General features: G+C 48.3%; 13 protein-coding genes. 5 read left to right on the forward strand and 8 right to left on the reverse strand.

Annotated features, from left to right (window positions below; translation table 11 throughout):
- Nucleotides 1–57 precede the first annotated feature (57 nt).
- A complete protein-coding gene (locus CLC93_RS15735) occupies nucleotides 58–1,041 on the forward strand; it encodes a helix-turn-helix domain-containing protein (RefSeq protein WP_095506942.1) in 984 nt (327 codons plus the stop codon).
- 35 nt (nucleotides 1,042–1,076) lie between these two features.
- Here the strand turns inward: CLC93_RS15735 and groL are convergent, their stop codons facing one another.
- From groL to CLC93_RS15755, 4 genes are all read right to left on the reverse strand, one after another.
- On the reverse strand, nucleotides 1,077–2,699 hold the full coding sequence (groL, locus tag CLC93_RS15740; protein ID WP_095506943.1) for a chaperonin GroEL: 1,623 nt from the start codon (nucleotides 2,697–2,699) through the stop codon (nucleotides 1,077–1,079).
- Nucleotides 2,700–2,941: 242 nt separating this feature from the next.
- Nucleotides 2,942–3,784, reverse strand: a complete 843-nt coding sequence (gene fghA, locus CLC93_RS15745; RefSeq protein WP_095506944.1) for an S-formylglutathione hydrolase — start codon at nucleotides 3,782–3,784, stop codon at nucleotides 2,942–2,944.
- Nucleotides 3,785–3,805: 21 nt separating this feature from the next.
- Nucleotides 3,806–4,930, reverse strand: coding sequence for an S-(hydroxymethyl)glutathione dehydrogenase/class III alcohol dehydrogenase (locus CLC93_RS15750; protein ID WP_095506945.1), 1,125 nt, complete (start codon nucleotides 4,928–4,930; stop codon nucleotides 3,806–3,808).
- Between the two features lie 40 nt (nucleotides 4,931–4,970).
- Entirely contained in the window at nucleotides 4,971–5,876 is a 906-nt protein-coding gene (locus tag CLC93_RS15755) for a LysR family transcriptional regulator (protein WP_095506946.1), read from the reverse strand.
- Nucleotides 5,877–6,046: 170 nt separating this feature from the next.
- Between CLC93_RS15755 and CLC93_RS15760 the strand changes: the two genes are divergently transcribed.
- Together CLC93_RS15760 and CLC93_RS15765 are read left to right on the forward strand one after the other, a co-directional pair.
- Nucleotides 6,047–6,922, forward strand: a complete 876-nt coding sequence (locus CLC93_RS15760; protein ID WP_095506947.1) for a LysR family transcriptional regulator — start codon at nucleotides 6,047–6,049, stop codon at nucleotides 6,920–6,922.
- Between the two features lie 10 nt (nucleotides 6,923–6,932).
- Entirely contained in the window at nucleotides 6,933–7,871 is a 939-nt protein-coding gene (locus tag CLC93_RS15765) for a LysR family transcriptional regulator (protein WP_095506948.1), read from the forward strand.
- Here the strand turns inward: CLC93_RS15765 and CLC93_RS15770 are convergent.
- The 3 genes from CLC93_RS15770 to CLC93_RS15780 form a co-directional block, all read right to left on the reverse strand.
- Nucleotides 7,830–8,429 carry a HupE/UreJ family protein gene (locus CLC93_RS15770; protein ID WP_095506949.1) on the reverse strand — a complete coding sequence of 200 codons (600 nt, stop codon included), beginning with the start codon at nucleotides 8,427–8,429 and terminating at the stop codon, nucleotides 7,830–7,832. The genes CLC93_RS15765 and CLC93_RS15770 overlap by 42 nt on opposite strands.
- On the reverse strand, nucleotides 8,429–9,016 hold the full coding sequence (locus CLC93_RS15775; protein ID WP_095506950.1) for a HupE/UreJ family protein: 588 nt from the start codon (nucleotides 9,014–9,016) through the stop codon (nucleotides 8,429–8,431). Before CLC93_RS15775 ends, CLC93_RS15770 begins: the two co-directional genes overlap by 1 nt.
- Nucleotides 9,017–9,216: 200 nt before the next feature.
- Nucleotides 9,217–10,161, reverse strand: coding sequence for a helix-turn-helix domain-containing protein (locus CLC93_RS15780; protein WP_095506951.1), 945 nt, complete (start codon nucleotides 10,159–10,161; stop codon nucleotides 9,217–9,219).
- A 185-nt stretch (nucleotides 10,162–10,346) separates the two neighbouring features.
- Between CLC93_RS15780 and CLC93_RS15785 the strand changes: the two genes are divergently transcribed.
- The gene (locus CLC93_RS15785; protein WP_095506952.1) at nucleotides 10,347–11,747 is read left to right on the forward strand and encodes an amidohydrolase family protein; all 1,401 of its coding nucleotides are present in this window, start codon (nucleotides 10,347–10,349) and stop codon (nucleotides 11,745–11,747) included.
- A gap of 25 nt (nucleotides 11,748–11,772) precedes the next feature.
- Here CLC93_RS15785 and CLC93_RS15790 read toward each other — a convergent pair whose 3' ends face one another.
- Nucleotides 11,773–12,735, reverse strand: a complete 963-nt coding sequence (locus CLC93_RS15790; protein WP_141237413.1) for a helix-turn-helix domain-containing protein — start codon at nucleotides 12,733–12,735, stop codon at nucleotides 11,773–11,775.
- A 216-nt stretch (nucleotides 12,736–12,951) separates the two neighbouring features.
- On the opposite strand from CLC93_RS15790, the gene CLC93_RS15795 reads away from it, so the two are divergent.
- On the forward strand, nucleotides 12,952–14,271 hold the full coding sequence (locus CLC93_RS15795; protein WP_095506954.1) for an arginase family protein: 1,320 nt from the start codon (nucleotides 12,952–12,954) through the stop codon (nucleotides 14,269–14,271).
- Nucleotides 14,272–14,395: the final 124 nt, after the last annotated feature.

A 14,395-nucleotide genomic window follows, 5' to 3' on the forward strand; every position in this document is an offset into this window, starting at 1 on the left:
TTGGTTAGGCCAGTTTTTTGCCATTAAATCCAATGAGTTGAGGAGCTATTTGAGTTTATGTCGCAGTATGTAAAGTTCAGCTATCGAACATACTCCACGCTCGAATCCTTTTTCGACGAAGAGCCCTTCGTTGATGAAGTACCTACCATGATTCAACTGGATCCTGGTACGTTAAAAGCCGAGCGATGGCGGCTAGACTTTGACGATCTCATTATTCAAAAGCACGGGGTTAATCTGGCGATCAACGTTGCCCCTGTATACGGTGATGGCTGGTTGAGAGCTGGACTGTTCACTGGCCCTGTCGACCAGGAGTGCAGTTGGCAAGGAGTATCAATTAAACCGGGCACCCTCTTCATCACTCCCAAGGGCGGCGGTGTATTCTCGATTCCCGCAGGTTATCAAGATCTCACACTGATACTGAGCTACCCATTGATGGACGCCTTAGGCATAGAAAAGCCCGATACTTGGTTGGGCAGCGATAATTTACACCGATGCTTTTACGACATTCCCGAGCCCATGGGCGATAACTTAGAAAACTTAATGGATGATTTATGTCAGCGTTATAAGCTGTCGAGTAATAGTGATTGGAATGCGATTATCGACCCAGGACACGCAGCGCAAATCAGAATTGATTTGCTGCGGCTATTGTCCGATTGCTTAACCCGCAATGTCCCGAATCAAACCGACTCAGCCCCCTCGAAGCGATTCGCCTTGGTCAATCGAACCATAGCGCATATCTCTGCTTTAGAAGATAGTGAGTTGGCCAAGCTGAGTATCGATGATTTAAGCAATCAAGTCGCTGCGAGTCGCAAAACCTTGTTGCGTGCCTTTAATGACGTGCTTGGCATTAACCCGTCCAAGTATCTCAATAACGTAAAACTCGCCAAGGCACATGCGCTGATTAATACAGGACAGCATCAAATCACTCAGGTGGGGCTTAAGTTTGGCTACAGCAAACCGGGTTACTTCGCCGAGCAATATCAACTCCTGTACGGTGAGCTCCCCTCGCAAACCTTAAAGCGCGCCAAAAGCGGCCAATAAAAAAAGCGCTTCGATTGAAGCGCTTTCGATACCAATTACATTTGGCGTTTGGGTGGAACCAAAGGTCCATCGGCTTCCAGTTTTGGAAACGGCGTTACTAGTGATTCCATGGTAATTATCAGCCCTGCTACCGAAGCGGCGTTTTGCAACGCGGTGCGAGTTACTTTGGCTGGGTCGATGATCCCCATGTCATACATAGAACCGTATTCCCCAGTCGCTGCGTTATACCCGTAATCGCCCTCGCCTTTGCCCACGGCATCGGCGACCACTTCAGGCTCGTCACCTGAGTTCAGTGCAATCTGTTGGATGGGGGCTTTTAGTGCCCTCAGTGCCAGGCGAATGCCTTGGTTTTGGTCTTCATTAGCACCTTTAAGATCGGCGATCTTGGCGCTAATTCGAGCCAGCGCCACGCCGCCACCAGGGACAATGCCTTCAGCGGCCGCTGCGCGTGTTGCATGCAGTGCGTCTACCACTCGGTCTTTGCGTTCTTTCATTTCCACTTCGGTTGAACCACCGACGTGATAAACCGCTACCCCGCTAGAGAGCTTGGCGATCCGGTCAATCATCTTGTCTCGGTCGTATTCGTTGGTGGCGCTTTCAACCACTCGTTCTATTTCTTCAACACGAGCTTTTACCGCTTCGGATGAGCCAGCGCCATCCACCACAGTAGTTCTGTCTTTGTTTTGCACCACACGTCGAGCCGAACCCAACTGGTGCAACTGAACGTTCTCAAGAGTAACGCCGGTATCATCACTGATGACTATGCCGTTGGTGAGTACCGCTAAGTCTTTCATAAACTCATGACGGCGTTCACCAAAGCCAATCACCTTACCAGCCGATACTTTGATGATGCCCTTGGTGTTGTTAACCACTAGGGTTCCCAAGGCTTCGCCTTCGATACCTTCACAGAAGATCATCAAGGAGCGCTTTGACTTGGCCAGTTGCTCAAGTAGTGGCAGTAACTCTTGAGCTGCAGTGATCTTGCGGTCAATTAGAAGAAACAGTGGGTTGTCCAACTCGACTCGAGCGCGTTTGCGGTCAGTCATAAAGTGTGGCGATAAGTAGCCCTGGTCGATTTGCATACCTTCAACCACGGTAAGCTCATCGTTTAGCGACTTACCGTCTTCAATGGTAATAACACCCTTGTGCTTGGTGGCATCTACCGCTTTAGCGAGCTTCTCGCCGATATCGCTATCTGAGTTAGCCGAGATAGTTGCAACATGAGCTATGTCTTCGTGGGTATCGCAAGGCTTAGCCATAGCTTTTAGCTCGGCTACTGCAGCTTTAACGGTCTGATCGATACCACGCTTCAGGTCCATCGGATTCATGCCCGAAGAAACCGCCTTTAGGCCTTCTTTAACCAGCGCCTGGGCTAATACGGTCGCTGTAGTGGTGCCATCACCGGCAGCGCTATTGGTTCTTGCCGCGGCTTGTTGCACCAATTGAGCGCCGGTATTTTGGTGCTTGTCGTACAACTCGATCTCTTTCGCGACAGAAACACCGTCTTTGGTTAGTACGGGAGCGCCGAAGCGTTGTTGCAGCACAACATTTCGACCTTTGGGACCAAGCGTCACTTTGACCGCGTCTGCTAACAGGTTAATGCCAACCAGCATTTTGTAGCGCGCGTCATCGCCAAACTGAACGTCCTTCTTTGCCATACCTAAACCTCACCTAAATTTGGGAAAAATTCACTGCTATAAAAGTAGCACATGCTAGTTGAACAAAAGCTTATGCAAGCCATAACCTAACGGCAAATTCCCAACAAAACCACCATGTTTATAGTGACCTAGAAGCGTGTGGTTAAAATTTACGCTAACCTGCCATAGGGTAATATCTGCGCGTTTTCACCGTAATAAAGCACAGCAATTAAGCTCACCTCTTCCACACCTGTCTCCTACCGTTAATACAAATGTTCCGCATGAAATTTCAGGTGCGAATCGATAAAACTGGCGATAAAGAAATAAGAATGATCATAACCCGAGCGATAATTTATGGTGATCGGGTAGCCTTTTTTTTGAGCAGCTAACGCAATCGCATCGGTTTTCAATTGCTCTTTCAAAAACTGATCGTCACTGCCTTGCTCAATCAGCATTGGCAGTGGTTGAGAAGCATCTGCCCATGAGAGTAACTCGCAGGGGTCTTGCAAACGCCACAGGGATTTATCGTCGCCCAAATAATGGCTAAAGGCTTTATCTCCCCATGGCACTTGAGTTGGGTTAACGATAGGACTGAATGCACTGACGGCCTGATACCTATGGGTGTTTCGAAGCGCCACTACTAAGGCACCCATTCCCCCCATCGAATGTCCGCAAACAGAACGCTTTTTATTGACCTTGAATTCTGCTTCTATGAGTTCGGGCAGCTCTTCCACCACATAATCGTACATTCGATAATGGGCTTTCCAGGGTTCTTGGGTGGCGTTAAGGTAGAAGCCAGCGCCTTGGCCTAAGTCGTAGTTCGGGTCATCAGCGACATTCTCGCCACGAGGGCTGGTATCTGGGGTGACAATCGCTACCCCAAGCTCAGCCGCCATTCGTTGCGCGCCCGCTTTTTGCACAAAGTTCTCATCGGTACAAGTTAACCCGGACAACCAATACAACACGGGAACTCTAGCAACCTCTGCTTGCGGCGGTAAGAATATGCCAAACCGCATTGAGCAATTTAAATGTTTGGACTGGTGTTTATAGTGCGCCTGACGGCCTTCAAAACACTTGAACTCTGATACCAGCTCAATTTGACTCATTATCCCTTCCTCAACCGCACGCTAAAAACTCAACACGGTTCGAATACTTTTTCCCTGATGCATTAGATCAAACGCTTCATTGGCTTGCTCTAATGGCAATTGATGCGTAATAAAGTCATCGAGCGCAAACTCGCCGGCTAGATAGCGCTCAACATAGTCAGGCAATTCACTTCTGCCTTTAACACCGCCAAACGCTGTTCCTCGCCAAACTCGCCCTGTGACTAGTTGAAACGGACGGGTGGATATCTCTTGTCCTGCGCCTGCAACCCCGATTATCACGGACTCGCCCCAGCCCTTGTGGCAACACTCAAGCGCGCTGCGCATCAGGCCCACGTTGCCAACGCATTCAAAAGAGAAGTCCACTCCGCCATCGGTCATATCGACAATAACTTCTTGAATGGGCTTTTGGTGATTTTTCGGATTGACGCAGTCGGTGGCCCCAAGTTTCTTGGCCAAATCAAACTTAGACTCATTGATATCGATGGCAATGATCCGTCCGGCCTTCGCCATTTGCGCACCAATCACAGCCGATAAACCAATGCCGCCTAGACCAAATACGGCAACTGTATCTCCGGGTTGTACCTTGGCCGTGTTGGCTACCGCGCCCATGCCGGTAGTTACGCCACAGCCCAATAAACACACCTGCTCTAGTGGTGCTTGGGGATTGATTTTGGCCAGAGATATTTCTGGCAGCACCGTGTACTCAGAGAAGGTCGAACACCCCATGTAGTGGAATATGGGTTTGCCATCGATTGAGAAGCGAGTGGTGCCGTCTGGCATCAGTCCCTTGCCTTGAGTCTCGCGGATCTTTTGACAAAGGTTAGTTTTCCCCGATTTGCAGAACTTACATTCGCCGCACTCGGGCGTATACAAAGGGATAACATGATCGCCAACCGTAACACTGGTGACGCCCTCGCCCACGGACTCGACGATACCGCCGCCTTCATGGCCAAGAATCGCAGGGAAGATACCTTCGGGATCATCACCCGATAAAGTAAAGGCGTCTGTATGACACACGCCGGTGGCAACGATTTTAACTCGAACTTCACCGGCTTTCGGCGGTGCAACATCGACGGTTTCTAACTTTAGGGGTTCGCCGGCGGCCCAGGCCACCATGGCTTTTGATTTAACGCTTGTGGGTTGCATCTTGATGATTTCCTTTGATCAAGCTTTAACCCAACATAGTTCATTTTGACGAGTTCGCAGAACTTTGCTGACCCAGTAACGACTCTTGTAGCCAAGCTTGCGCCGGCCCCACTGGCCTACTTGGGTGTGTCAGCAAATCGACTTCGGTGATGAACGGAGTTTTACTTTGATTAAAATGAGGCGTGAAAGTCGTTAAAGCGCCATTACCTGCTCGCTCCTCTATTAATAGTAAAGGCAGAAACGCCCAGCCCATGTCTTGTTCCACCAGACTCGCCACATCCTGTTGGTCCGAGGCTAGCCAGATTTCATTGGAAAACTTAGAACGCATCTCCAACAAAGGGTTCTCTTGCATGGCTTCGCAGTTAATCTGCCTGGAAAGCAATAGGGTTTCTGTATCTACCACAGGCATATCCGCCAAAGGTGAGTCTGGCGAACAGGCGCAAAACCACTCAAGCGGCGCTAAGTCGATAAAATCTAAAACCGGTGCCTGAGCTTCTCTGCGACACTGGATCATAAGCTCGATATCGCCTTGCTCTGCTAGTTGCTGAAGCTTATCACTTCGATCTCTAATAACTCGTAGTTGGGTATGGGGAAATCGCTTTGCCATCTCTGCAAGATGCTTCTCCACATAGCCAAAGGGAATCAGCTCCCCGATACCAATTCGAATTTGCTCTTCCGTGTGACTGAGTTTACTTTCGGCAAAACCATAAATTCGCTCGCTTTGGCGCAGCAAGAGGCGAAACTGCTGATAGAGCTGTTCGCCTACGGGAGTTAGCTTTGGCTTGTTGCCTGAGCGGTCAAATAGCACAACGCCCAACTCGATCTCTAAATTGTTGACCGACACACTGACAGTGTTGTGACTTTTACCGATTGCCCTAGCAGCCGCTGAGAAAGATCCCTGCTCTACTGATACGACAAAGGCTTTGGCTTGTTCTAAATGAAACATTAGCTGTGACTTTGCAGGCTAAAGGTGTCAATTATAGTGAATACTTTAGCATGTACCTTTCATTATTGTGTGTAGTAGGCTTTTTCTAGTTCGCTACCCTAAGTCTTTGAGCTTTGTCTTAAGTTGGCATAATCTAGACTCAAGTCCATGAAACGTAGGGCAAAGCGTCGATGCTCAATTTAGATCAGGTTACTTTGTTTGTAGCCGCCGCCGATAAAGGCTCGTTTTCTGCAGCGGCTCGACTGCACAGGAAAAGCGTGAGCACGGTCAGCTTGGCGGTCAGTAACCTCGAAAAAAATCTAAACGTTGAGCTGTTTGATCGCAGTTCTAAATACCCCAAACTCACCGAGCAAGGCGAACAGCTATATGAGCTCGCACAGTTGTTACTCAGACAAGCCAATCGGATTCAATCGGTTGCCAATAGCTTGATAAACCAGGTCGAGGAAGAAGTTAGCATTGGTCTTGATGAGTTAGCCCCTTTTCAGCTTGTTGAGGATCACCTAACTCAAATATCGAAAAAATTTCCCGATACCAAGCTGAGATTGACTCGAGAGCGCGCTGAAATACTTGTTGAGCAACTCCACTCTAACCAGCTGGATATCATTCTGGCGGCCAACAATTCAACGCACGGCGCTAATCAGTTGACCGAGATCCAACTCGTTGGCGTTTGCGCCAAGCAGACCAATTTGTTTGACCCCAAGTCGGTAGACTTCGAGCAACTTAAGGCCACCCGCCAAATTTTGTGTGAGAGCGTCGTTAAACTCGACATTCTCAACGATGCACTTAGCGAAGAGAACAACAGTTGGTCGGTGACCTCGATTGAGGACTTAATGCAACTCGTTGAAGAAGACTTTGGCTGGGCACTCGCACCGATGCATTTAGCGCGTGAGTACGCCAAACAAGACAAGCTTGTCATTTTTGACTGCCCCAAACCTTTGGCCGAGTTGACTCTGAACATAGGGCTCGAGGTAGCGCCGGACAAAGCAGCGGGTCCTGTGGTTAGCGACTTATTAGCCATGTTCAATTCAAACGACACTAATCGGTAAAACGAGAATTATGACCTTAGATCAAATGCGATATTTCTTAGCAGTGGCTACCGAGTCTTCGGTTAGCAAAGCCGCTATGATGTTACAGCGAGATCGCAGTGTGGTGAGTCAGGCGATTAGTTCACTAGAAGACGAGTTAGGGCTCAACTTGTTTGAGCGCTCTGGCAACTCGCTCAAGCTCACTCAAGCCGGCAATCGACTCGTGCTCGAAGCCAAGTACATGGATTGGCAGGCGTCTCGAGTTTTAGAGATTTTTGGTGTAAGTGAGACCGATCAGGCCTTGGAGGTTAAAATTGGCATTAGTGAAATTGGACCTCGAGATTGGCTAACCGCCCTACTTTCAGAAACCGAACTCGCCAACTACCGAGTCTCAATCGTCTGTAAATCCGATGATTTGCTGCTTGAGTTACTCGAACAAGGTGAGTTGTCGTTTGTGTTGGTGGCATCTGATCACTACCTAGACCACGGTGGCGACTCGCTTCATTGCTTCAGAGAACCATTAGTGACCGTTTGCGCCCCAGATTCCCACCTTGCAGACTCGGATAAAGTAGACATTGAGACTCTGGTAACCACTCGACAAATTTTAAGCCATTCCCTGCTGGGCAACCTGAATCTCAAATTGTCATACATCTATGGCCGTGACGTTTGGGTAGTCGGTAGCCTCAACGATGTTTTGTCTTTGGTAGAGCGTGATTTAGGCTGGGCTGTGGTGCCATATAGAGCCGCTGCAAAAGCCCTTAAAAGTGGCGCTCTGGCCTTATTTGAAGTGGATTTTGATGCGCTGGGTTCGGTGATCGAGTGGGATGTGAAGTTCTCCAATCGCCAAGGCGATTCACGCACCACTCGCATCGTTCACGATTGGATCCACGCGAACGTGGACCGTTTCAATCATATTTATGCAAAAGAATTACGCCATCCCTTTGTACTGAAGCAGACTAACAAGAAATGATGCTGCAGTTACCCAAGAAGCCAGCACGCGCCAACCGATGGCCTGCCAATTCACCTGCGAGAAACGTCTCGACAGCAAGCCAAAATTAAGCAGCAAAAACAAGCTTCCGAGAAAGGTGCCCAGATGCGACAGGGTTTTGCCGTTGCCAAACAATTCCGCCTGTCCAGAATCTATACCTATAGCCAACAATGAAAATGCGGTGACCAGAGTAACGACCAGTTTTGGTGCCCGCCAACTACAGACCGCCAATAATCCAACCCCAACCGCGGTGAGTAAAGGAAGGATTTCTACCGTTTTCTCATCAACGTAGTCAGAACAATATAGGCCTATGACAATCGCTACTGCTCCAGCAATCATAGCTTGAGGTAAGTACGCTTTTTGTTGCTGTGAAAACCAAATGCCAACTGCGAGCAATAACATGACATGTGCTGGAATCAATAGAGGGTGCAGCAAGCCGTTGTAAAACTCACCGACCCCCTCTATCGGGCTGTGGGCAAAGCTCGGCCAAGCGACCAAGCTCATCGCCAACAGACACAACTGAACGACAGGTTTGAGCATTACAGCGCGCCAACAAAGTAAGTCAGGCCAGTAGCGGCAATCACAGCTCCACAAACACGAACCGCGATTTGCCCTTTAGGATGGTCAGCCAGTAGGCCAAAGCCAACACCTGCCAAGTGCAACATGCCAGTGGATAGCACAAATCCAGCACTGTAAGTTAGCGGCGAGGTCGCGGCTGGTAGCTCAGTACCATGGGCATGACCGTGGAAGATGGCGAAAACAGCCACTAATGCAGTTGCGGCCCACAGGGGCAAGCGCGCAGCAAACACCACCATAAGACCCAGCACAAGCCCTGATAGGGCAATGCCCGCTTCAACCGCGGGAATATCAATACCTATGACTCCTAGCGCACCGCCAAAGGCCATCATTAATGGGAATACCACGGGCAACAACCAGATTGCTGGTTGACGAAGAAACGCACCCCACAGGCCTACAGCGACCATGGCCACAATATGATCAAAACCGACTAGCGGATGAATGAAGCCATTGATAAATCCACCGCCGGCATCCACCACTTCATGGGCCAGCGCAGGCGTTGTGAAGGCCAGTGCCAACAGAGCGAACACACTCTTAGAAAGATTCGTCATTTAGATATTCCCATCCATTGTTTAAAAATCAGCCCCGACCCATTGCTGTTGTGGAGTCAGGAGCGCCACATTAGAGACCGCTAAATAGGGACAGCGAGATTCTAGCCACAGGCGTTCTGAGCGAAAATGCAATTTCGGAAAAGCCTGGCGAGACTTTGTGCACAAAACTCGCTATTTTGTGTGTTCTGGCGTTTTACTGTTCAAGCGCGCTTAAGTGTTTCGTTGGGTAACTCACCAAACTGCTTCTTGTACCTTTGCGCGATACGGCCAATCTCAAACAGGCCCAAGTCAAAGGCGATTTCTGTCACTGTTTGTCGCTCAGCCTCTGCCTCTAGTAGGCGCTTTCTAAACTCGTAAAGCCGAAGCAATTCGATAATTTGCCTTGGCCCGACACCAAAACTGTCCTTAAACGCATTGTATACGGTACGCTCTGAAACACCAATTTGTTCTGCAAGATCAGCAACTTGTATCGATTCCTCGTGCAAAGTGGTGCCAAACAACTTTTGCAGCTCTTGTACTGTCGCAAACGGCTTGGTGGGCGCGAGTTCATCAATAGTCACATCAGGATCTTCGAGGACCTGGCTAAAGGTCTCTGTTAACTCCACTGCAATCGCTTGATTCCAGTAAGCTGCGAGCTGTTCTAACAAATCACTGTCGCTATTCTGAAAGGACTCTAACTGTAGCTTTGCACAATCACAGATAGCGACTAAGCGCTGAACTTGCTCGATGGCCAAGCCACGCAAGCAAAAATTTCGGTCGGTGGGTAGTCCTATGCTTCCGGCGAGTTCTTCCGAGAGGACCAGTTGAAGATGCTGAGTCACACCGTTTTGGTAGCCTTCCGTAGTGTCTTTATTGCCTTGAATTACAATGGTTTGTTCGTCAAAGGCATTACCCCATAGGGTGAACTCATCGGTTTGGCTCAATACCAGATTCATGCGCAGATCCGCCCTATTCGGCTGGAAGCTCCACATCACGGGGTGATAGATGCTAGTCCAATACAGCTGAATCTGCTCAAGTATCAACTGCTCGCACAAGCATTCGAGTGGTCCTGGCGACAATTGAATGATGTCGAATTGGCCATCATAGGCTTGATTGAAGTACTCAGCGAGCTCTGAGCGTTCGGTGAAGCGCTGTTTCTTGTACATTTCGCGATAATTTCCCTTAAAAAAGAAAGCAAAAATGCATGGATACAATGATTAGTGTAAGGCTTTTTCCGATTTTGCATAGCCGTTATTTAGGAGGGACTTATCATAGCCTCCGTTTGATTTAGCCTTTACGCCCTACTTTTACCTCAGCGTCTAAGTGGGTAGTCCTAATCGGGAGAGTATTCATGCTACGAGTTGCCACCGCGTTATCCATGCTAGCCTTATCTTGCCTATCCGCTGTATCTGGCCAAGCACAAGCTCAGGTAACTCCGACGCTTACCATCACCCATGTCAACGTGGTGGATGTGGCTAGCGGTACGACCTTGGACAACCAGACGGTTACTTTGTCTGGCGACACCATTGTTTCGATTGAAGCTAGCCGAGCACCTGAAGCTCCTGCGGGAAGAACCATAGATGCTCAGGGCAAGTACCTGATACCCGGCCTTTGGGATATGCACACCAACTTTTCTGCTGCTGAGTCTATTGCTCGTCCATTGATGATTGCTAACGGCGTTACTGGCTTGCGCGACATGACAGGTAACCCAGAAATCACCAAACAACTGAAGCTAATGGCCGAAAGCGGTGATCTGGTACCCAATATCTTTGCAAGTGCTGAGCCGCTTGATGGCATACCTGCCCGTACTCCAAGTTTGCAGTCCATATCTGGCTCGAAGGAAGCCAAATACACGGTGGAGTGGCATGTAAAGCAAGGCGCTGACTTTATCGCTATCCACGACCGTCTTTCTTTGGGTGCCTATAAAGCGGTTGCCAAAACCAGTCAAACCCTCGGTGTACCCTTTGCGGGACAGTTGCCTGAGTCAGTAAGCATCGAACAGGCCATCAAATCTGGACAACAATCGCTAGAACATATGTACGGTCTGATGGAAGCCTCAACTAGCCAACCACAAGAGCTTGCGAAATACATAGGCGGCAAGCGTTTTGACACCAACAAAATGCGCTTTCTGCTAGATACGTTCGATCAAGACAAATTCAACAAGCTGGCTGAGCAGTTGGCTGCCAGTGATGTGGCTATCGACCCAACCGCTCTGTATCTCTACAACATGGCTCGTTTGGACAATCCGCGCAGCAACGACCCTCGTTTAGCGCTTTTGCCCAAGCCTTTTAAAGAAATTTGGGTCGCTAAAAATGACATGGAACTAAGGCACCTGGACCAAGCAGGGTTTGAGGTCTTGCGAGAGTTTGTTGATTTTCAGCTTGCTTTGATAAAGCCATTGTCAGACGCTGGAGTTAAATTGTTAGTCGGTACCAATTCAGGCAACCCGTACGTGTTTCCTGGATTCGCGGTGCACGATGAGATGTCGCTGTTAAATCACCTTGGTTTAGAAAATGTCCAACTTCTGCGGATGGCCACGTTAGATGCAGCCAAGCTATTAGGCTTTAACCAACACGGCGAAGTTAAAAAGGGATTTAAGGCAGACTTGGTACTTTTGAATGCTAATCCTTTAGAGGATATAAATAACACTCAAAATATCGATTCAGTGATATTGGCGGGCAAGTTGTACGACAATCAATCAATTCAAAGAATCTTCGAAAACGTAAAAGCAACACTCAACCAATTACAATAATTTAAGAGGTGCTTTTGAGCACCTTTTATTCACTGTGAAAATGGGTTTGAGACGGTAGCTCGCCAAATAGCCGAGTATATTGACTGCGGAATCGACTCAGTGTTTGAAATCCATATTCACTACAAACTTTTTCAACCACTTGACTTTCATCTTTTAATAAGCGTCTTACAGTATTTAATCTAACCATTATGGAAAACTGATAAGGCGAGAGATTAAAGGTGCTATTAAATAGATTATTTATCGAGCGTTCACTCATATTCAATTTAATCGCTAAGTCCTCCACTTTTATTGGCGCATGCTGATTATTGTGAATAATCGACAATGCTGTTATCAGGTTTCTACAACGCTTACTTTTAGCAGGTGAAAACTTGTGGATCGTTAACCCCGTGTCACTAAGCAAGGCTTCCAAGCGATCCCAGACCGGCTCTAGACGGTTGGCGTCGATCTGAATGTTCTGCTGTTGGCCAACACTAAACACACTGCCCATTAGCCCTTTTAAATCATTAGCTTGCCGCTCATCGACCTGTACATACAAGGGTTGCTTGCTGGTTTCGATAAAGGTGAAATCTGTATTATCGAACCAACACAACTTCAACAACTCTTGTTTGTGGATGACCAAGTCGTAAGATTGCCAGCCGTTTGCACCAGACACTTCATGGTAGGTGTTACCACTGCCATAGAAAGATATAAAATGTTGCTTCAACAACAAACCGTTTGACCAAAAACCATCGGAACTATAGCTAAAGGAAATAACAACATAGTCGGCTGGCACGGTAAAGCTCAGGTACTCCTTAGTCACTACCTCTTTTTTAAAAATGGTTAATTGATACTCAGGAACCTCAATTATCTGCAATCGAGCATTACCTTCAGCTTTGCCAAGTTGATAGGCATAAATTTTGTCGCCAAATAAACGTTCGATAGCAACCGCAACATCCTGTTGATCAAAGGCTTCGCTAATCGAAAAATTTATCATTTCATATGCTTTCAAGGGAACTTTCCTAAAACTTGCCGAAATCGACCTGAATTAAATTAGAGTTTACTGCAATAATCCTGCTCGGTTCAACAGATAGTACTAGCGCCAACTAAGGAAAATATAAGGACAGCATTGCGAAGGATAATCGCGCATTGGGTTTGTCAATCCGTTAGCCAGTACAGAACCTGAATTCTAGGTTCAAGTATTACTGTTATCAAAAAGGTTTTATAGATGAACAAAGCAAAAACATTGTTACCTCTTACTATCAGCGTAATGCTGGCGTGCGGTAGCGCAGTTGCAGCAGGCGGCCCAGGTGGCGAAATTGATTACTCTGCTTACCAGGACAAGCCAGCTCCAAATCTAAAAGCTGAAGAGAAAATCAACGGTTTCCCAGCCAGCATGCAACCATGGCGTGTACCGGGCGAACCTAACCTAATCAAGCGTGACACTGACTGGGAAGGCACTTACAAGCGCCGCGATCTAGACAAGATCAACCCTAAGCGTGAGCCAGGTCCTATCGACTTGCAGCGCTACGAGTACGTAACCACCAAGCACGGCTTCCCGACTTACTTTGGTTTGCCAGTTGCTCTTAACACCGAAGATTTGAAAGCTGGCGACGTTGACGTTGCTATCGTTGGTTTGCCTTCAAACTTCAACATGGGCGGTGACGGTACTGCATGGGCTGCTAACCAGTTGCGTTTCGTGCGTCAGTACGACTTCGCTGGTGTTGGCCACGATCTAGTATTGAACAACCACTACTTCGACATCCTAAACGTAGTCGATTACGGTAACGCCAACTCTCACGTTTCATTCATGAACGACAACTTCGTAGAGCACGCTAAAGTACTGCGTGAAATCTTCGAAGGTGGCGCAACGCCAATCGCCATTGGTGGTGAGCACGGTACTCAGGTTGCCTCTATCATGGCAGTTGTTGATCACTACGGTCCTAAAGAAGTGGCTTTCGTTCACTTTGACGCTCACATGGACTACTCAACTGCTGGTGCCGGTACTTTAGGTCTGTTCACCCACGGTGGTCGTGCTCGTCGTTTTGCTCATGAAAATGGTTGGATTGACGGTGCTGACATGCACTCAATCGGTATTCGTGGCGCCTACGACGACGCTGAGCGTGTTGAATACTTGAACGCCGCTGGCGACAAGATCCACTACATGTCTGAGTTTGAGCGCAAGGGCTTTGAAGCGACTTGGAAGAAAGTCCGTGAAGAGCTGAAAGGCAAAAAGCTTTACATCTCTGTAGACGTTGACGTTCTAGACGCGCCATACGTACCAGGTACTTCTAACCCAGAAGCTGGTGGTTTCACCTCTGCTCAAATGGGTCGCATGCTACGTGAACTAGCCATGCAAAACGACGTTGTACTGTTGGACTTCGCAGAGTACACCCCTCTGATGGACGACAACCACTACAACACGGCTAACACCATCAACCGTATGATGCGCGCCTTCTTGGCCGGTAAAGCTGCTCGTAAAGAAGGTAACACCGATCCGGATTACATCCACCCAGCGATTAAGCAAACTTACGCTGACCAGAAGTAATCTAGCCGGCTTATCCCGTCGAATAAGTATCGACGAATAAGCACCGACCAGTAACGCAGCCGGAAACGGCTGCGTTTTATCCCGGCAGAAACACTGCCACCGTTCTTAAGACAATCTGTTCGCC

The sequence above is a fragment of the Paraferrimonas sedimenticola genome (assembly GCF_002282855.1).
Classification (GTDB): Bacteria; Pseudomonadota; Gammaproteobacteria; order Enterobacterales; family Shewanellaceae; genus Paraferrimonas; species Paraferrimonas sedimenticola.